This is a genomic window from Clostridium folliculivorans, from assembly GCF_024341905.1.
In the GTDB taxonomy this organism is placed as follows: Bacteria; Bacillota; Clostridia; order Clostridiales; family Clostridiaceae; genus Clostridium_AR; species Clostridium_AR folliculivorans.
In genome coordinates, this window is sequence record NZ_BQXY01000001.1 from 63,095 (window position 1) to 84,406 (window position 21,312).

At 31.2% G+C, this 21,312-nt stretch carries 15 protein-coding genes; 11 read left to right on the forward strand and 4 right to left on the reverse strand.

The features are described from left to right. Window positions 1–194: 194 nt before the first annotated feature. Complete coding sequence (locus OCU55_RS23950; RefSeq protein ID WP_345795578.1) at window positions 195–1,076, forward strand: NlpC/P60 family protein; 882 nt, start codon at window positions 195–197, stop codon at window positions 1,074–1,076. Between the two features lie 272 nt (window positions 1,077–1,348). On the opposite strand, the gene OCU55_RS00340 is transcribed toward OCU55_RS23950, so the two are convergent. The 3 genes from OCU55_RS00340 to OCU55_RS00350 all read right to left on the reverse strand — a co-directional run bounded on the left by OCU55_RS00340 (window position 1,349) and on the right by OCU55_RS00350 (window position 4,086). After that, window positions 1,349–2,248, reverse strand: a complete 900-nt coding sequence (locus tag OCU55_RS00340; RefSeq protein WP_261850342.1) for an SDR family oxidoreductase — start codon at window positions 2,246–2,248, stop codon at window positions 1,349–1,351. Window positions 2,249–2,523: 275 nt separating this feature from the next. After that, the gene (locus tag OCU55_RS00345; RefSeq protein WP_261850343.1) at window positions 2,524–3,114 is read right to left on the reverse strand and encodes a hypothetical protein; all 591 of its coding nucleotides are present in this window, start codon (window positions 3,112–3,114) and stop codon (window positions 2,524–2,526) included. 246 nt (window positions 3,115–3,360) lie between these two features. Continuing rightward, window positions 3,361–4,086, reverse strand: coding sequence for a DsbA family oxidoreductase (locus OCU55_RS00350; protein WP_261850344.1), 726 nt, complete (start codon window positions 4,084–4,086; stop codon window positions 3,361–3,363). Between the two features lie 978 nt (window positions 4,087–5,064). On the opposite strand from OCU55_RS00350, the gene OCU55_RS00355 reads away from it, so the two are divergent. Further along, window positions 5,065–7,101, forward strand: a complete 2,037-nt coding sequence (locus OCU55_RS00355) for a molybdopterin-containing oxidoreductase family protein (protein ID WP_261850345.1) — start codon at window positions 5,065–5,067, stop codon at window positions 7,099–7,101. Window positions 7,102–7,372: 271 nt separating this feature from the next. On the opposite strand, the gene OCU55_RS00360 is transcribed toward OCU55_RS00355, so the two are convergent. Continuing rightward, complete coding sequence (locus OCU55_RS00360) at window positions 7,373–8,911, reverse strand: methyl-accepting chemotaxis protein (protein WP_261850346.1); 1,539 nt, start codon at window positions 8,909–8,911, stop codon at window positions 7,373–7,375. 233 nt (window positions 8,912–9,144) lie between these two features. Between OCU55_RS00360 and OCU55_RS00365 the strand changes: the two genes are divergently transcribed. From OCU55_RS00365 to OCU55_RS00405, 9 genes are all read left to right on the forward strand, one after another. Continuing rightward, complete coding sequence (locus OCU55_RS00365) at window positions 9,145–10,845, forward strand: molecular chaperone HscC (protein WP_261850347.1); 1,701 nt, start codon at window positions 9,145–9,147, stop codon at window positions 10,843–10,845. Further along, complete coding sequence (locus OCU55_RS00370; RefSeq protein WP_261850348.1) at window positions 10,846–13,401, forward strand: J domain-containing protein; 2,556 nt, start codon at window positions 10,846–10,848, stop codon at window positions 13,399–13,401. Window positions 13,402–13,715: 314 nt separating this feature from the next. Further along, entirely contained in the window at window positions 13,716–14,519 is an 804-nt protein-coding gene (locus tag OCU55_RS00375) for an ABC transporter ATP-binding protein (protein WP_261850349.1), read from the forward strand. After that, window positions 14,516–15,319 carry an ABC transporter permease gene (locus OCU55_RS00380; RefSeq protein WP_261850350.1) on the forward strand — a complete coding sequence of 268 codons (804 nt, stop codon included), beginning with the start codon at window positions 14,516–14,518 and terminating at the stop codon, window positions 15,317–15,319. Before OCU55_RS00375 ends, OCU55_RS00380 begins: the two co-directional genes overlap by 4 nt. A gap of 4 nt (window positions 15,320–15,323) precedes the next feature. After that, the gene (locus tag OCU55_RS00385; protein ID WP_261850351.1) at window positions 15,324–16,106 is read left to right on the forward strand and encodes an ABC transporter permease; all 783 of its coding nucleotides are present in this window, start codon (window positions 15,324–15,326) and stop codon (window positions 16,104–16,106) included. A gap of 362 nt (window positions 16,107–16,468) precedes the next feature. Then, complete coding sequence (locus tag OCU55_RS00390; protein ID WP_261850352.1) at window positions 16,469–17,935, forward strand: spore germination protein; 1,467 nt, start codon at window positions 16,469–16,471, stop codon at window positions 17,933–17,935. Next, window positions 17,922–19,022, forward strand: a complete 1,101-nt coding sequence (locus OCU55_RS00395; protein ID WP_427847020.1) for a GerAB/ArcD/ProY family transporter — start codon at window positions 17,922–17,924, stop codon at window positions 19,020–19,022. Before OCU55_RS00390 ends, OCU55_RS00395 begins: the two co-directional genes overlap by 14 nt. After that, window positions 19,009–20,115, forward strand: a complete 1,107-nt coding sequence (locus tag OCU55_RS00400; protein WP_261850354.1) for a Ger(x)C family spore germination protein — start codon at window positions 19,009–19,011, stop codon at window positions 20,113–20,115. Before OCU55_RS00395 ends, OCU55_RS00400 begins: the two co-directional genes overlap by 14 nt. A gap of 20 nt (window positions 20,116–20,135) precedes the next feature. Beyond that, window positions 20,136–21,221 (forward strand): GerAB/ArcD/ProY family transporter, encoded by a 1,086-nt coding sequence (locus OCU55_RS00405; RefSeq protein ID WP_261850355.1) that lies wholly within the window; start codon window positions 20,136–20,138, stop codon window positions 21,219–21,221. Window positions 21,222–21,312: the final 91 nt, after the last annotated feature.

The window sequence follows — 21,312 nt, forward strand, 5'->3', positions numbered from 1 at the left end:
AAGGGTTTTAATTTGTCCACTATTATATTAAGATATGGTTGAGCGTAAGCACAGATACATACCCCCTAGGAATATATAATATTTTTATTTATGTAAAATTGGGGACAATCTTTAGATGTTTGTAATCGATAGCATAGAAAAATTTATTTGTTTGCTAAGAGTGGTAATTATTTTGGAGAAAAGGAGTAGATATGATGAAATTACGTAAAAAGCTGATTACATTTTTATTTGCCTTTAGTGTAGTCTGTTATATAAGTAGTGTAAGCAATATGAAAACTGCCTTGGCGATAACGCTTCCTGAAAAAGCTTTAATAGTAAACGAAAGAACGGGTCTTCAGCTGCATATGGATGCTAATAATCAGATAGGGGCATGGAATGATCCTAAAAATACAGCAAATCAATGGATCTTAAAGCCTGTAGGAGATTATTATAATATAGTAAACGTTAAATCAAATCTTCAAGTACATATGGATGCTAATAATAAGTTAGTTGCTTATAATGATAGTGAAAACAAGTCTAATATGTGGAGTATAACTGATGTCGGCAATGGTTATTATGTTGTAACAAATGTTAGGACAGGCGGTCAGCTTCATCTAAGTGGAGACAATAAAGTAGTCACTTGGAATGATTCACAAAATCAATCAAATCATTGGAGATTAGAAGAGGATTTTAATAAAAATATTGAAATTAAGAATGTTGAAAAGCCAATTGAAAATCCTGTTGTTGTAGATAATACGAGTAATGGTGATAAAGTTGTAGCATATGCTAAAAACTTTTTGGGAACTCCCTATGCTTGGGGAGGAACAACTCCAAAAGGATTTGACTGCTCTGGCTTTACTCAATATGTTTACAATAATTTTGGGACAAGCATTGGAAGGACAACTTATAATCAAATAAATTCAGGAACAGCAGTTCCAAGAGAGAATCTTAAAGCCGGAGATTTAGTTTTTACTGACCCAGGACATGTAGGTATATATGTTGGAGATAATCAAATGATACATGCGCCATATCCAAGAGCTAAAGTAAGAGTAGAAGGTATTTGGAAGTTTTATGCTGGAAGAAGAATAATGAATTAAGTTTTAACGCCATTCCATCTGAAAAAATCATTTAATTCTAGTTGCTCGCTCATATAGCATCTCCTTTATAACCACTTAATTTCAATAATACTCGTAAATATAGTATTTATAATATCTTTAAAGCACAACTAAGTAGTTAAAACTATTTAGTTGTGCTTTTTCTAAAGAATAAAAAGATCGCTAATTAGAGAGCTAATTAGCGATTTTTATAAAAGTAGGAGGATATAACAGTTTTTAATAGTATTTTAATTTAGAGATATAAAGAATATTGCCTAAGAGCTGATGTAACTTCCACCATTTACATGAAGTATTTCACCAGTAACAAAAGTAGAATCGTCTGAAGCAAGGTAAACGTAAGTTGGAGCTAGTTCTACTGGCTGACCAGCTCTCTTCATTTCTGTATCTAAGCCAAAAGAAGCCAAATATTCTGCGTGGTAGCTTGCAGGTTGAAGAGGGGTCCAAACTGGACCAGGGGCAACTGCATTTACACGAATTCCTTTTTCTGCAAGTGAAAGTGCTAATGAACGAGTGAAACTCACAATAGCTCCTTTTGTACTTGAGTAATCTATAAGAAGTTTTGCTCCTTTATAAGCAGTTACAGAAGTAGTGTTTATGATTGCACTTCCACTGCTTAGATAAGGGAGAGCAGCTTTTGTTAAATAAAACATAGGGTATACATTTGTACGGAAAGTATCATCAAGTTGTTTTGCACTTATGTCTTCTATACCATCTTGAGGAAATTGTACTCCAGCATTATTGACTAATATATCTATTTTGTTTAAATTCTCAATAGTAATATCAACAATTTTTTTAGAAAAGTCTTCCTCTCTTAAATCTCCAGGAATTAAGATACATTTGCTTCCTTTGGATTCAATAAGTGTTTTTGTTTCGTTCGCATCTTTATGTTCATTTAAATATACAATGACTATATCTGCACCTTCTTTAGCAAAGGCTAAAGATACAGCCCTTCCTATACCGCTATCGCCACCTGTAATAATAGCTACCTTGTTCTTTAGCTTGTTGCTTCCTTTATAGTCAGGATTATCAAATATTGGTCTAGGATGCATAAGATACTCAAGACCAGGTTGTACAGGCTGATGTTGAGCTGGAAAGGTTATTGGAATTCTTTTGCATTCGATTTTATGCCCCATATATGGGTAGTAAAGAATCAAATTTTTACCTCCCAAAAAAATTACTCAATTCAATATATGTAAAAAGTTTGAAATTGCAAAAGAAATTTTTGAAATTTATATAATTCATTAAAATATATAATATTTAAGGATATAAGAAGTGATAAATAAACTCATAATTAAGGATTGAAGTAGTTTATCTATATATTAATTTAATACTTAGGAAAGTCGCGTTTACAACATAAACGCGACTGATTAAACATTATTTACTAAATTACCTAAAGATACTTATAAAGAAAAGCAATAATATAAATATCTTAAAATGATTTTATATGAATATGATCATGAATATGGGCGTAGTCATTACTTGATCTATCATATGAACTAGATGAACTTAAATCTGATCTACTATTTAAACTACCTTGTGAACTTTGGCCGAAATACTGGTTGTTTTGACTAGAACTAGAATTTTGCCCGCTCGACTGGCTATTTTGCTGTGAACCAGAGATTTGACTCATCTGATTTAATTGTTGCTGAGTTTGTTCTATAAGTTGACTCATTTGTGCAAGGGTTTGATTTGACTGAAGAAATTGACTAGCCTTACTTAAATCATTCATAGCATTTGTTATTGATGATTGGAGCTGTTGTTGAGTTTGTTGCTTGAAGTTTGTAATTTGTTGCTGTAAGTCTGTCATAACTCTATTTCCTTGAGAATTTACTTGACTATTTTGAGCTTGTGAGCCTTGAGAATTAAAGGAAGTGCTAATTGAACTTTGTTTTAGTTGATTTAATGTACCTTCAATAGCACTTAATTGATCTCTTAAACCAGTGATTTCAGCACCAATCTCAGCATCATTCTTCTTAGAGTCTATAAACTTTTCTACTACTTTTTTACTTTTTTCGTCCATAACCAATCACTTCTTTTAATGTTTTTGCTACGAAAGTATCTTATCCACTCTAAAATTCAAATATACTGGTGTTATCTTTACTAAATCACTTATAACGTTACCAAAGTTGAGAAAATATTAATTAGTTTATGATCATTTTAGAGGTTTTATTAGAATTAAAGTGGAATATATTTACTAAGGCTAAACAGAAGGTTTTTACCAAAACAAAAAAGATCCCACGAGAATGGAATCTTTTTATTTTTTTTATTAAATTTCACATTTACCATCAGAACAAATATTAGCATTGGAATCAGCTTGATCTAAATTTTTTGTAAGAAATTCTATAACTGGTGATGAAAGTTCCTCTTTTCTCACTTTCTCTAATACATCTAAGAATAAGTCTGAAGATTGAGCTCCAGATACGGCGTATTTATTGTTAAATACAAAGAATGGCACGCCACTTATCCTTAAAGCTGAAGCTCTTTCTTCATCTTCTCTAACTTCTAAGGCATATTTATCTGTAGACAATATCTCAAGAGCTTTTTCACTATCTAGACCAACTTCTCCTGCTAGTTTAGACAATACTTGATGATCGGATAAATCTAAGGAATCTGTAAAGTAAGCTTTAAGAATTCTCTCAGATAATTCATTCATTTTACCTTCAGCTTTTCCATAATGAGATAATCTATGAGCATCAAAAGTATTTGTTGGAATTAATGTATCAAAGTTATATTCTAGACCAAGAGTCTTAGCTTGAGCTATCAATTGATCATTAGATGCTTTAGCTTGCTCTACAGGTATTCCATATTTTTTTGCGATAAGTTGATGAATATTTTCATCATATTTTTTTTCAGCAGACGGATCTAGCTCAAAGCTTCTAAAAGTGATTTCTACTTCATCTTTATGCTCGAATTTATCCAATGCCATTTCCAATCGTCTTTTTCCTATATAACAAAATGGACATACGAAATCGGACCATATTTCTATTTTCATATAATTTTCCTCCTAAGACCCTTTAATACCAATCTTTTTTAATTTTGGCGCTGTTAAAGTACTGTGTTGAAAATTAAGTGGTTATCCATCCGATGCTTTAATGAGACTTCGCAAAGAATTAATATGATTTTATCATATTCCATGGCTAAAACTGTAAACTCACTACGTTCGAACAGTACAGTTTCTTAACGCCATTCCATCTGAAAAAATCATTTAATTCTAATAGCTCGCTCATATAGCATCTCCTTTATAACCACTTAATTTCAACAATACTCTTAAATATAGCCTGAATTTTAATTTAAGATTATGGACTCAAATAAAAAACATTATACATAATCATATTTACAATTGGATTATTAATAAGGGTTAATAATTTAATGTTATTATAGTTAATAAAAATGTAATATTCAATGGTATAAAAAGGAACCCCTATAGGGTATATTTATAATATGCTGAAAAACAATGATTGTATTCTTAAAATATAAAAAAAAGGCACTGTTAAAGCACCGTGTTGAAATTAATTGGTTAATCATCCAACGCTCTTTAGATGAACAACTCTATAATTGAATTTATATTTTTAGGAGTAGAGTTGTTCATCCTTAATGAGCTTACGCAAAGAATTAATATGATTTTGTCATATTCCACCGATGCACCACTTCATGACTGATTTTATATTTTCAAATCCTCTGCTCAGAACCCAGCAGAGTTTTGAAAATAGTTTAATGATTGAAGTGTTGCATCTTTGGCTAAAACTGTTATCTGATTAAAGAGTAAAAATAAGAATATATCGCCTGCCAGAATTTCTTCACATACGTTCAGAAAAGGCAGATGCGTAAAAAAATCACTAATAAAGAACGATTAATGATTTTAATGTAGCACTTAAACATAAAGAGTGAGATATTAAAACATAGAATATAGAGGCACATATGGTATACTTTAGATATATTTTTATTGTATTGTAGAAAGGATATTTTACATATGGACCAAAATGAAATCAGTGCTGTTAATACTGTATGTTCAAAAAATTGCTTTGCTACCTGTCCACTAAAGGTTTATGTTAAGGATGATAAGGTAATAAAGGTAGAAGGAAATAATAATAATCCAATAACAAGAGGAAAGATATGTGCGAAGGGTAGAGTTTATCCTGAAATCGTAAATAGTAAAGAAAGAATATTATATCCTTTAAAAAGAACTGGAGCTAGAGGCGAAGGAGAGTATGAAAATATATCTTGGGATGAAGCTCTAGATTTGATATATATGCATTTTGAGAAAATTAGAAGAGAAGATGGTCCAGAAGCTGTACTATATTATCAAGGCAGTGGTAATTTTGGAGTTATGAGAAAATATGCTTATAGCTTTTGGCATCAGTTTGGTGGATATACAGGAACCATAGGTGATTTATGTGATCCAGCTGCTGAAGAAGGAATGAAATATACTTATGGGTGGAGAACACAGAATTCCTTAGAAGATCTCTTAAACAGTAAGCTTATAATCTTATGGGGGGGGAATCCAGCTCATACTAATATACATGCAATGTATTTTATAAATGAAGCAGTTAAAAATGGATCGAAGCTTGTTACTATAGATCCAAGGAGAAACGAATCTAGTAGTAAAAGCACTCTTCATATATATCCAAGAGGTGGAACAGATGGATTACTAGCAATTGGTATAGCAAAGCTTCTTGTAGAAAATAGCATTGTAGATAATAATTTTATAGAACAGTATACCTTTGGGTTTGAGAAGTATAAAGAGTTTTTAAAAGAATATACAGTAGAAGAGGTATGTAGGTTAACGGAGGTTCCTTTAGAAGAATTAAATAAACTAGTAGAACTTATAAAAGAAAATCCTAAGTATGCAATGATGTTAGGTTATGGATTTCAAAGATATACCAATGGGGGACAAACTATAAGAGCTGTTTCACTCTTACCGGCTATAACTGGAAGTATTGGAGAAAAAGGTTGTGGAATATATGCTGGAGAAAGTCAAGGGACTCTGCTAAAGTGGCCATACTTTCCTGAGGAACCAACACGAATAAGGCTAAGCATACCTAAAGGGAGGTTAGCTAGTGAAATAGAGAAAATAGATTCTCCTAAAATTAAAGCTATGTGGGTAGAAAAGGCAAATCCACTCAATAGTAATCCTAATGTAGGAAAGCTAAAGACTACATTAGATAAATTGGATTTTATTGTAGTCACAGACAGCTTTTTAACTGATACAGCTAAGTATGCAGACTTAGTGCTTCCGGCTGCGTCATTTTTAGAAGAAGATGATTTAGTAGCAGCATATGGGCATCCTTATATTCAACTTAAGCAGAAAACTGTAAGTGCTCCAGGTCAGTGCAAAAAAGACAGAGAAATATATAGACTACTTGGAGAAAGATTTAAGCTTGATATGAAGTATTTACCAAAGGATGATATTGAGATATTAAGTAATGTTATAAAATATAGCGGACTAAATATTACCGTAGAGGAAATGAAGAATAAACCATATATTCCTGAAGATTATGATGAGATTGCTTTTAGAAATAAGGATTTTAAAACATCCAGTGGAAAGATTGAGTTTTATTCAGAGGATATCTTTAAAGATTGGGGTGTAAATCAGCTTCCAGTATATGAAGAACCATTTGAAAGTAAGTATTCCTCTAAAGAAGATTATTTGAAATATCCGCTTCAATTAATAACTGCACATGCTTTAGAGAGGATAAACTCTCAATTTACTGAAAGCAAAAAGCTTAATGATATATTTACTCCTGTTATTCATATACATCCAGAAGATGCTAAGGTAAGAAATATAGATAGCGGAGATATGGTGAAGATATATAATCAGAGAGGAGAGGTATTTGTAAAGGCTAAAATTGTAGAAGGTATAAAAATAGGAGCTGTAAATGTTTTTGAAGGTTTATCAGAAAGTACGAAGGTATCTGTTAATAACTTAATTGAGGATATGATTACCGATATGGGATTTGGTGCGTCTTATCATACTTGTCTTGTAGAAGTTAAAAAACTCGATAAGTAAATTATAGTGAATGGTACAATTAGCTATAAAAGAATTTGAATATAACAAAAGGAGAAGGCATTTAGAAGCTTTCTCCTTTTTTACTATGTATGAAATTATAAAGTTCTCAAGTTAGCTTAATCTAGATATTTCAATGATCTTGTAAGTATTCTATGGCTATACAGTAAAAAATAAAACTTATTTGCCTGACAAATTTTCATCATATGCATTTGGAAAGGCAGATGAGCAAGAAAATCACTGGAAAAATTTACTTTAGCTATTTGTTTTGTAGTTATTTTTCTTCGTTATTGAATCTATCAACTAAATCTTGAAGAGTACGTGAAGTTGATTCTAGCTTCTCAGAGATTTCAAACATCTGCTCCAAGTATTGATTTTGTTGTACTATTGAGTGAGCAGTTTCCTGCGTCTTATTGGAATTGTTGTCCGCATGTTCAGCAACTTGTTCTATGGAACTTGTAACCTGCTGAGCAGCAGCAGATACGTCTTGTGATACACTAGCAACCTTTGAAACATCATCTCTAACTACATCTATAGCTTGAAGGATGTTATTAAAGGTTTTGCCGGTTTCGTTAACTACATCTATACCAGTACGAACATCCTTGATACCTATGTTCATAGCTTTATTAGCATTATTAATATTTTCTTGTACGCTCTTAATCATATCAGAAATCTTTATGGCTGATTCTTGAGATTCTTCAGCAAGTTTTCTAACTTCATCAGCAACTACAGCAAAGCCTTTTCCACTTTCTCCGGCTCTAGCAGCTTCAATTGCGGCATTAAGAGCTAATAAGTTAGTTTGTTCTGCAATGGCACTTATTACCTGAACTACCTGATCAATATCCTTCGATTGTTTACTAAATACTTCGATTATTTCAGCAACATTGCCTACTGAATTATCTATTGAGTTCATTTGCTTAACTACTTGTTTGATTGCATTTTCGCCATTTTCAGCTTCCTTTACTGTTTCCACAGTCTTTAATGAAGCTCTTTCAGAAGCAGTAGCTATATCAAATATTCCTTGTGATACTTCTGCTAAGGCTTTTGAACTCTCAGATGTATAGTTAAATTGGTTTAAGCTAGCATCTTCTATATGTTTCATAGCAAAGTTTATGTCGTTTGAAAGACTTAAGCTGTTTTTAACACTGCCAGAAAGATTTTCTGAGTAGTTGGTTAAGTTTTCAATGGTACTAGATATATTCTTAAGTATCTCTTCAATTTCATTCTTTTTATTAGATCTCTCTTCATTAAGAGAAGTTTCAGTTTTCTTGTTAGTAGAAATCATAAGTATAGTAGCCGCACTAGTTAACAGTAAAAATATTGCATGAAGCATCAACATTTGGAATGGATAATTATGTGTTCCACATAGAAGTTCAGGAAATAAGAAGTATCCTGCAATGTGATGAACTGCAAAAATTACTGTACTTATCAATACATTTTTTATGCTATCGAAGTAAGCAATGATTGCAATTACCATAAATATTGAAAAGTGGTATTCAACCAATCCGTTGCCAATAGCAATAATGGCAATACTTGAAAATGTTAATGTTAAAGTTAAAAGTAAGGGAATACTTTCGTGTTCCTGACTTTTAACTTTGTATAAGTAAAAAGCTGAAACTAGTAGTATAACTGGAATAAGTGCTAATAGATAAGATGCTAAAATCATGCTTCCAGAAATTTGCTCCATGTTACTCATTTTACCGTGCATGTCGAGAACGTTGAAAAATCTACCTAATAAAGCAACTAGTAAAATTAATAACACTATACCAAGAGAAAGCTTTAGCATTAAGTTGTTCTTTAAAGATTTTGTCATTTGTGTAACCCCCAAGTAAATATAGTATATAAGTAATTATCGAGTTTTAAAACTGAATGCTAAAGGAGAAATTGCAGGAAATTTAATAAGTATTACTTAAATATTAATAGTACATATGGCATTAGATAAACTATTGGAATTATATAACGAATATAATAAAATATAGATAAATATAATAAGGATAAATTTACCTGTAGGTACAGTTCATAAATAAATTAATTGAGGTAGGTTATATGATTAATATAGGAATTGATCTAGGTACAACCAATAGTTTAGTGTCTTATTGGACCGAGGAGGGTCCTGTAATTATTCCTAATTCTTTTGGAGAAAACTTAACTCCATCAGTTGTAAGTGTAGATGATAATGGAGAAATTCTAATAGGGAAGATTGCTAAGGAAAGGCAGATAACTCATCCTGAGGCAAGTGCGTCTATATTTAAGAGAAATATGGGGAGTAAAAAGATATATAAACTATCTGATAAAGAGTTTTTGCCGGAAGAATTATCTGCTCTAATATTAAAAGCCTTAAAAGAAGATGCTGAAAGATTTCTAGGGTTACCAGTTACTGAAGCTGTAATAAGTGTTCCAGCGTATTTTAGCGATAGTCAGAGAAAGGCTACTCAGCGAGCTGGAGAGCTAGCGGGACTTAGAGTAGAAAGATTAGTAACTGAGCCAACTGCAGCAGCGTTAGCATATGGACTTCACCGAGCTAAGGCTGATACAAAGTTTTTGGTGTTTGATTTAGGTGGAGGAACTTTTGATGTATCTATACTGGAGCTATTTGATAATATTATGGAGGTTAGAGCGGTTGCTGGAGATAATTATCTAGGCGGAGAAGATTTTACCGAAGTACTGGCAGCCATGTTCTTAAAACAAAATGGTAAGAAAAGAGATGAAATCAGTGAAAAGGACTATTCATTTTTAAAGAAAGAAGCTGAAGTTGGTAAAAGAGCTCTTAGTGAAAACAAGGTTATAAATTTAAGTTCTAAGATTGATGGTGAATTATTATCCTGTGATATATCTTTAGAGGATTATGAAAAGAACGTGAAGAATCTTTTGAATAGATTAAGGATGCCTGTTGAAAGAGCACTTAGTGACGCATCACTTAAGGTAAGTGATATTGATTCAATACTATTAGTAGGTGGGGCTACGAAACTCCCTACTATAAGAACCTTTGTTAGCAAATTATTTGGAAAGTTAGCTTATGTAAATATAAATCCTGATGAAGTAGTTGCTTTAGGTGCTGGAGTACAAGCTGCGTTGAAGGGAAAAGATGCTGCATTTAAGGAAATTATACTTACAGATGTTTGTCCTTATACTTTAGGAACTACGGTATCAGTGAGAAAATCTCATGGACAATATGAAAGCGGACATTTCTTACCAATAATAGAGAGAAATACAACAATACCTGTAAGTAAAGTTGAAAGATTATGTACAGTTTATGACAATCAAAAGATTATAAATGTTGAGATACTACAAGGTGAGTCTCGCCTTTCAAAAGATAATATATACCTAGGTGAGCTTAATTCGGTAGTACCAGCTGCACCTGGTGGTGAAGAAGCTGTGGATGTAAGGTATACCTACGACATAAATGGAATATTAGAAGTTGAGGTAATGGTAGTATCTACAGGAGTGAAAAAAACAGTAGTAATTGAAAAGAATCCTGGGTATATGACTAAACAAGAAGTAGCTAGTAGAATGGAGAGTTTAGCTAGTTTAAAGATACATCCAAGGGAAAATCATGAGAATAAACTCATAATGGCTAGGGGAGAAAGGCTTTTTGAAGAAAATCTAGGATTAGTAAGACAAGAAATAGGAAGGCTTATAAGTGAGTTTGAAGAGGTACTTGAAAGGCAAGATTTAAGAGAAATAAAGGATAGTAGAAATAAAATAAAAGAAATATTTGATAGTATAGATACTAAGGGGGACTTTTAGATGGATTGTTTTAAGGCTCTAGGTATTTCTAAAACTGATGATTTAAACGCCATAAGAAAGGCTTATTCAAAGCTCTTAACCAAACATTCACCGGAACAGGATCCAGAAGGTTTTCAAAAGTTAAGGGTTGCCTACGAAGAGGCATGTAGAATAGCTAAAGAAATAGATACAAAAGTCGAAGAAGAGTTATCTCCGGTAGATGAATTTATTAAAGAATTTAAGGCCTGCTACGAAGATTTTGAAAGAAGACTTGATACTGAGGAATGGAGTAGACTCCTAGAGAAGGATATTTGTTATAACATAGATACCTCGGCAGATATAAGTGAAAGAATATTAGCTTTTATTATGGATAATTTTAACCTTCCTAATGATGTTTGGAAGATATTTGATAGTTATTTTTCCTGGAGCACTAAAAAAGATAGTCTATATAAAAACTTCCCTAAGAACTTTATTGACTTTGTCATATACAGGATTGATAAAGGAAGTACATTCCGCTATGAATATTTAAAAAGTTGTACTGTAGGAAAAGAAGATGAATTTATATCTGCCTATAATAAAATATCTAATGCTTTAGATGACTATGATTTATATACAACTGCTAAATATATAGATAAAGCTAAAGAGATTTGTTATGTTCATCCTGATTTACTTATACTTGAAGCAAGGTATCTCATTTGCAAAGGGAAGCTTGATGAAGCTAAAGCAATACTTACAGATATAATAGCTAAAAATACTAAAGATATTGATGCGTATTTTTACAGAGGAGAGCTCTATTCAAGACTAGGAAACCTTGATAACGCCTATAATGATTATAATAAAGTTTTGGATATAAAGTTTGATGATGCTGGAGCTTTGCTTGCACAGAGCAAATGCTGCATCAGCTTAGGAAGATATGAGCAAGCAATAAAGTGTTTGGAAATATTAAATGATATGTATCACTATAGAAATGATTTTAATATAATATTGACTTCGGCTTATAATTTTTATATTGATGATATTTTAGGTAGTTTAAATAAGAACAGTAATGATAAGGGTTTGAAATATAAGCTTGCTGAAGCTTACTTCAAAACTTCAAAGGCAGAAGAAAGCTACAATATATTAAAAGAGCTTAGAGAAGAAGCTGATTTTACAGAAAATATGTATTGTCTTCTTTGTCATGTATTACTTAAATTAAAGAATGATAATTTAGCATATAAAACAGTTTGTGATGCTTTAGAAGTATACGAAGACAATTATGAATTAAACTTTTTTAAAGCAGATATGTTGGATAGGCTAGGTAAGTATGAAGAAGCAATAAAGCAGTATGATAGAGTAATAAACATAAATGATAAAAGTTCTTCAGCTCATAACAATAAGGCTTATATTTTTAATATAATGAAAAAATACAGTGAGGCACTTGTATGTGCTGATAAGGCAATTGAATTAGATACTAATATGGCTCATGCGTATAAAAATAAAGCTGAAGCATTATTAGAGTTAGAACTTTACGAAGATTGTTTAGAAGCATGTAATATTGCCCTTAATAAGTATCAGTATTTGCTTGATGCTTATATAATAAAGATCAAGGCTCTTACAGCTGTGAGTCTTTGTGATGAGGCACTTGATTGTTATAATAAAGCTATTGATTTAGGCTTTAAAGATGGAAAGCTATATCATTGCAAGGCAAGAATATTAATGAGACTTCGTAGATATGAGGAAGCTATAGAATACTGCGATTATGCTTTAGAATCAGATGAGAATAATGATGAATACTATTATTTAAAGGGATTGTGTTACTATTATGTTGAAAAATATGATGAGGCTGTGAATTGTTTTGATTCTGCAATTAAAATAAATATAAACAACGGAGGTTCTTACTATTATAAGGTTCAATCTCTTATAAGTACGTCTAGAGAAGATGATGCTTTAAAGATATTAGATGATGCTATTGCCTTAGAAGGTATTAAGTATAAGGATAGTTTCTATGACTTAAAGGGAACCATTATGGAACGAAAAAACAATTTTGAAGAAGCTCTTTCTTTATATAAACAAGCAATAGATTGTGATTCTAATTATGCACCATATTATTATTCAGCAGGTCATATATTTAATGAATTAGAAAAGTATGAAGAGGCACTTAAATACTTTTTTAAATCTATAGAATTAGATCCTAAGCAAAGGAATTGCTATGTAAATATAAGTTATTCGTTATACTGTCTTGGAAGATATGAAGAATGTATAAAGTATTGCGATAAAGCTATTGAATTAGATCCAAAATATATAGTAGCACATCAAAATAAAGGATGGTCCTTCTATCAATTAGAAAGAATTCCTGAGGCAGAAAAAGAATGTAATATAGCGTTAAAGATTGATGGAAACAATCTAGATGTATTACTCCTAAAACTTAGATTACTCAATTATAAGGGGTTATACCAAGAAGCTTTGATTGTCTGTGATAGAATGCTAGAAATAGACTTTAATAACAGTACTGCAAATGAGATGAAAGTAAAACTAATACAAAAGCTTAATAGCTTAAAAAATGAGAAGAAGGGTTTGTTCAAATCTTTGTTTAAGTAATGATAATCTAATTACTTAAACGTGGTCTTAAAATAAACTTTTTAAATAAGATTTAAAAAGTTAACCAATTATTAGCAAAAATGAAATAATATGTTCATACTTATGATTTATAATAAAAACTGTAGTAGTAATAATATTACAGATCCCTAACTTCTATCAGTTGAATTAAAGAATTCAGCTGATTTTTTTTGTTAATATAGTATTTCACTAAAATATTATATTTTGTAGGATTCTACTATTGATGATATATATTATTTGTTATAATATTACAATATTGCGTTAAAATACATCTATAAGAACGGAGGGATAGAAGTTTGATAGAATTAAAAAATATATCTAAATCTTTCAAGGTTTTTAGACGTAATCCAGGGTTTAGTAAAGCTTTAAAATCTCTTTTTAGAAGAGAGTACGATTTAGTTAATGCGCTTGAAGATATATCTTTCAATATATCTGAAGGAGAGATGGTTGCTTATATAGGACCTAATGGTGCCGGCAAGAGTACTACAATTAAAATAATGAGTGGTATATTAAATCCTGACAGCGGAAGCTGCGTTATAAATGGGAAGGTTCCTTGGAAGAATAGAATTGAGTATGTTAAGGACATAGGTGTGGTTTTCGGGCAGAGATCGCAACTATGGTGGGATGTACCTGTAGTAGATTCTTTTGAACTATTAAAGGATATATATAGGATTCCATATGATGAGTATAAAAGCAATAAAGATATGCTTACAGAACTTTTAGATCTTGAATATATAATAAAAACCCCAACCAGGCAGCTAAGCCTAGGCCAAAGAATGCGCTGTGAGATAGCTGCATCACTTCTTCATAGCCCCAAGATATTATTTCTAGATGAGCCAACCATAGGTTTGGACGCAGTTTCAAAAATCGCAGTAAGAGATTTCATAAAAGAAATAAATAAAGAAAATAAGACTACAGTTATACTTACTACTCATGATACTCAAGATATTGAGGCTTTAACTAAAAGAATGATACTTATAGGAAAAGGTAGAGTACTTCTAGACGGAAAACTTCAGGATTTAAAGGATAGGTTTAATAATGACGGAGAACTGAATATAGATGAAGTTGTAGTTAGAATGTACAAGGAGTACAACATATGAGAGGGTATGTATCTTTCTTTAGGATAAGGTTTATAAACGGATTACAGTATAGATCTGCAGCATATGCAGGAATTATAACTCAGTTTGCCTGGGGCTTCATGTATATAATGTTATATCAAGCCTTCTACAGAAGTGGTGCTAAAAACATACCTATGAACTTTACCCAGCTTTCTAGTTATATCTGGCTGCAGCAAGCCTTTCTAGCTTTATTCATGACTTGGTTTCTTGAAAATGACATATTTGATTTAATAACTAATGGAAATGTTGCGTATGAACTAGTTAGGCCACTAGATTTATATAATCTCTGGTTTAGTAGAAGTTGTGCTAATAGACTGTCAAAGGCTATGCTCAGATGTTTTCCAATCCTTTTTGTTGCAATGATTTTACCAGAACCATATAGATTTCATCTACCAGTTTCAATTATTTCAGCAATACTATTTATAATATCTATGTTAGTTGCATTTTTATTAGTAGTAGCATACTGCATGCTTATATATATTTTTACCATGTATACTGTATCTCCTATGGGAATTAGGATGGTTTTAGTAATGATGGCTGATTTTCTTTCAGGTGGTTTAGTTCCTTTGCCCCTTCTTCCAGATTGGTTTACAAAGTATATAAATTTTTTACCCTTTGCATCTATGCAGAACACTCCTTTTAGAATATATAGTGGTAGTGTTTCACCAGTAGATGCAGTATACAAACTAATACTTCAGTTTATTTGGCTGGCAGTGCTTGTTGGATTCGGGAAGATAATGATCAAGAAAGCATTGAAAAATGTAGTAGTTCAAGGAGGGTAGAGAAATGAAATTATATTATAAGTATTTTTTAATGCATTTGAAGTCTGTAATGCAGTATAAGACTTCTTTCTTCTTAACAACTATAGGGCAAGGGATGGCTACTTTCTTCTCATTTTTAAGTATGTATTTTCTTTTTGATAGGTTTGGTAATATTGAAGGATATACTTTTAAGGAAGTGCTTTTATGCTTTAGCACTATATTCATGTCTTATTCTTTAGCCGAGTGTTTTGCAAGAGGCTTTGATTCTTTTTCATCAATAATATCTAATGGTGAATTCGATAGAATAATGGTAAGACCAAGAAATGAAATACTTCAGGTGTTAGGCTCAAGAATTGAGTTTACTAGAGTAGGTAGACTTATACAAGCAATTTTTGTATTTTCATATGCTATCATAAGTGGTGGAGTTCATTGGGATGCACATAAGATAATTACAATAACATTGATGGTTTTAGGGGGAGTGTGTATATTCTCAGGACTTTTTATGATATATGCAGCTATATGTTTCTTTACTTTGGAAGGACTTGAGATTATGAATATACTTACTGATGGAGGAAGAGAGTTAGCACAGTATCCGCTTAATATTTATAATAAGTGGGTTATTAAATTCTTTACTTTCATAGTTCCGTTAGCCTTCATCAATTACTATCCATTTTTATTTATCATAGGAAAAACAAAAGGTCATGAATTTTTATATATGATTTCGCCTTTAGCGGCTGTTTTATTTTGGATTCCAAGCAATATGTTATGGAGGTTTGGAGTTAAACACTATAAATCTACTGGATCATAGTGTATATTTGCTGTGCACCCTAATTAGGGCTAACAAATTATAAATAACCTGCCTTACTTATATATTTATATAATTGAAGACATTTAATTATAATAACCTAAACTTGAATAACTCAGACATTTATAAGTTTTCATTAATATAAGGCCATGCATAAATAAGGAAATTAAGTTCCTAATATGCATGGCTTTTGTTTTTAAAGGTAGTAATTATCCAGCTTGTAATGATTATTTTGGTGATTCTCTTTCTATACTTTTGATAATAAGCTTGCTGTAACTTTATGTGCAATAATTTACCATAAATATTTATTTATTCTAAGGACAAAATAAAAATATTATTTAGGCGGAAGAACAGGAGGCGATAAAATGAACCTTCAAAGCACTATTAATGAGTTAAAAGAAAAGCTAGGACATCCTAATGAATTTATAGCGAAAAAACTATTATTAGGAAAACAAAATATAGTTGAAGCATATTTGGTTTATATCGCTGGGACGGTTGATAAAAATGTTATAGATAGAGATGTTTTAACCCCGTTACTTCTCCATATTAATGAAGATCTTTCTAGTATCAATAATATAGAAGATTATATGGCAAGTAGATATATTGCAGTTAGTAATACGTCTATAGAAACAGATATCAATAATGTAATAGAAGGAATTAAAAGAGGAAAATCAGTTTTAATATTGGGTAATTCGAATAAGTTTATTGTCATAGATACTGTATCGGAAAAGTATAGGGCTATAGAAGAACCACCTAATGAAACCTCTTTAAATGGACCAAGAGATGGATTTATAGAAAATGTTCAAACTAATATAGCTATATTAAAGAAAAGAATTAAAGATAAAAATTTAAAAACGGAGAAATTTACTTTAGGGAAAAGGACCCAAACTGATTTAGTACTAATGTATATAGATGATATTGTTGATAAAGATTATCTAGAAAGATTAAAGAAGAAAATAAATGAAATTGATGTGGATTCTATCACAGCAAATGGTATTATAGAACAATTTATAGAGGAACATCCATATAGTATATTTCCTCAAACCTTTGGATCAGAGAGACCAGATGCAATACAGTCTCATATTATGGAGGGAAGAATAGCTTTTTTATTAGATTCAACTCCTTATGTTACTACCTATCCTACAACCTTCATAGAATTTTTTCAAACTCCTGAGGACTATTATGGAAGAACTGTACTTTCAAGCTTTGTAAGGCTTCTAAGACTTGGTGCAGCATTTGTAGTTATAACCTTTCCTTCAATTTATATAACCTTGATAAAGTTTAATGCAGAAATGATACCTTTGAAGTTTATTAAAACTCTAGTTGAATCCAGAAGAGATTTAGCTCTTACACCTTTTATGTCCATGGTTGCGATGCAGATAACAATTGAACTCTTAAGAGAGGGTGGACTAAGGCTACCAACAAAGATAGGGCAGACTTTAAGTGTCGTTGGAGGAATAATCATAGGGGATGCGGCTCTTAAAGCTAAGTTTGTAAGTTCTACTACTCTTTTGGTGGCTGGAACCACTACTATCGCTTCCTTTGCTATATCTAATTATAAAATGACACTTGCAATAAGACTCATTGCATATCCAATGACTGTACTAGCAAATTGGTTAGGTGTCTTGGGAATAGTTGTAGGTTGGTATGTTTTGCTTTCCTACCTATGTTCTTTAGAAAACTTAGGGATACCTTACTTTACTTTTTATAAGAAAGATCTTAAAGATACTATAATAAGAGCACCGCATAAGAAACTTAATGACAGACCTAAATCTATACCCAATAGTAATCCAATAAGGCAAGGCAAGGTAGGAAGTGATGACGGTGAATAATAAACAAGGAGCACTTTTAACACCAAATGAATTTACTTTGACTTTAGTATCATCAATGCTGGGAGTAGGGATACTTTATATACCAAATGGATTAATAAAATACGCAAAACAGGATGCTTGGATTAGTTGTATTGTAGGAGCTGTATACCCATTATATATGTTGGTAATTGCAAAATATCTGAGCAGTAAATTTCCAGAAGAAAATTTATTGGATTTAAGTAAAAGATGCTTTGGTAAGTTTTTTGGAAATATATTCAATATCTTATTTGTATCATTTTTCATATTTGTTCTTAGTTCAGAGATATCTGGATTTAGTAATGCATTCAAAACTTACGTTGTTAATTTTTTGAATACCTATAAGATAATATCAGTAACACTACTAGCCGTAATCTATATAGCCTATAAGGGGATTAAGCCTTTAGCAAGAGTTAATGTAATTATATTCTATCTAACGTTAATATTAATGTTTATTCCTTCAGGATCGCTGATAAACGGAACCATACTTAATATTATGCCTGTATTTGAGACGAGTATAGTGAAGATTTTACAAGCTTCTAGAGAAACAGCATTTTTCTATACTGGATTTGAAGTTGTATTTTTTATATATCCTTTATTGGAACAAAAACAGAAATTATTAAAGTATGGTATGACAAGTATTATTTTTTTAATGTTTCTTTATGTATGGACTGTATTTTTAACAATATATTACTTAGGTATAGAAATTTCACCTAAATATTTATGGCCAGTTTTAGGATTGACCGATTCTATAAATATACCAGTTGTAAATAGTTTTAGATTTATTTTTATGTCCTTATGGGCACTCATAATACTTAAATGTATGTCTACATACTGTTATTCAACAATACAAGGAATAAGTCAAATATTGACTAAGGTATCTAAAGATAAAATTGCATTAGTCTTATATCCTATTATAGCAGTATTAGCATTGGCCTATGGAAACACAGTCGAAAGAAAGGAAGTAACAGGAAAGTTAATACCTATATATGTTCTATTTAATTTATTTTTTATAACAATAACAGCTTTTGCTGTAAAGATGAAAAGAGGGGATGTGAATGAAAAAAAGTAAGGTCTTTGTTATAATAGCAAGTTTAATAATACTTTTAGTATCTTTTATAAACTCAACTGGTGAATTAGTAGAAAATCTAGAATTGCCAGTTGGGTTAGGCGCTGATATAGAGAGGAATATGGGGCAAGTTGTATATAGTGTGCCAATACTAACATATACAATTGGAGGGACTGAGGCTGTAGCTACCAAGGTATTAGTGGGAAAGGGACTTAATCTTGGTGAAACAAGGCAGACTAGACAGTTGGAATCTGATAAGAAGTTAACACTAGGAATAATGCGTCTTTATGCTTTTGGAGAAGAAACTGCGAGATATGGATTAAGGGAATGGATTGATATAAATTTCAATAATGCTTTTTTCAATGACAGAGTTGTATGTGTCGTTTGTAAGGGAACAGCAGAAGAACTATTCAAATTCAATATACCAGGGTATCAAAGTTCAGTAGAGTTTATTGAAAATATGATTAAGAATCTTGAAGAATATAATTTTTTTAAGATGCAATATTCTATCAATGATGTAATAGTGAGAGTGGATGCAGAGGGAAGAAATGTGCTTCTTCCATATGTTGAAACTGATGGAGATAAGGTGAAGGTTACAGGCCTTGCTATATTTAATAAAGATAAGATGATTGGCAAAGCTGATATTAGGGAAACTAGGGTAATCAATATGCTAAAAGAGAATAATGTAAAAGGAATACTTACCTTACAAAAGAGCCCAACAGAATACATAAATATAATGGCTAAAGCTAAGAGAAAAATCAAGTGTGTTAAGGAAGATGGTAAATATAAATTTACAATAAATCTAAATATAAGAGCTGAAGTAATATCAAATGAAGTATATAAGAAAATGTATGATAAGGAGGAGAATATAAAATTGTTTGAACAGGATATGAAAGTTCTTGTAGAAAAACAGTGCAATGATTTAATTAATGATATAAAAAGCAAGTATCAGACTGATATTTTAGATTTGGGGAGGGTAGCTATAGCAAAGTATGGGAGAGAAACTGGGGAGGACTGGGATAAGGTTGTAAGCCAATCTGAAATTGTAGTTAACGCAAAAGTAGATGTAATATCTCTAGGTAGAGGTGACTATTAAACCAAAAGAAGGAAAAAGGTATGACTAAACTAAGTAATCATCAGTTGTTTACACTTATGTTTATATTCGAAATAGGAAGTACTACAATTTTTGCATTAGGTATTGGAGCAAAGCAGGATGCATGGATTGTTATACTTATAGCTCTTGTAGTAGGTTTAGTTTATATGTGGGTTTATACAGAGATACAAAATAAGTTTCCTGATAAGAATTATGTAGCAATAATCAAATTGATATTAGGAAATAAGCTGGGGGTAATAGTGGCAATAATGTATATTGTCCCATTCTTCAGACATGCATCTCGTAATGCAAGGGAGTTTGGTGAGTTAATAATTATAACACTGCTTCCAGAAGCACCTTTGTTAATAATAGTTTTTATATTTATATCCACTAGTATATTTATAATTATTAAAGGTGTAGACACAATGGCTAGATTAAGTGAGATATTTTTCTACATAATTATTTTCTTTATGTTATTTATATATATCTTTACATATATTTCTGGAAATGTTGAGTTTAAAGAATTGCTACCAGTTTTGGGAGAAGGAATCAAACCAGTGTTAAAGGAATTGCCTCCAGTGATTATGTTTCCTTTTGGTGAAACATATGTTTTTCTAATGTATTGGAACCATGCTATAGAAAAGAATAAGGTAAGAAAAACAGGAATGAAAGTCATATTTTTTTCAGGTTTACTATTATGTGTTTCTGTTATTATGGATATTTGTGTACTAGGTGCTGAGTATACATCCATAGCTACTGTACCTTTTATTGAAGCTATGAAGCTGATAAATATTGAAGGAGTTATAAGCAATATAGATGCTATAGGTGTAATGCTTATATTTATAGGTGGTTTTTTTAAAATGACAATATATCTTAATGCTATCAACAATATAATATGTATAATTTTTAAAATTAAAAGACGAAATATTAGCTTATTGCTCTTAGGATGTTTTCAATTGTGGTTTGTAATTACTTTTGAACCCAACTATGCATATCACAAGTGGTTAACTAACTTTGAAACAACATATTTTATGCTAATATATTCTAATGTTATCCCGCTCTTTATACTATTTGTCTACTGGATGAAAAGAAAGAGAATTGAATTTTAAGCTTAAGATTTAAGTAACTAAGAAGATGTAATTAATTTTAAACTTTGAAATACATATCAAAAAAATAAGTTAGCAGCCTAATAATTATAGG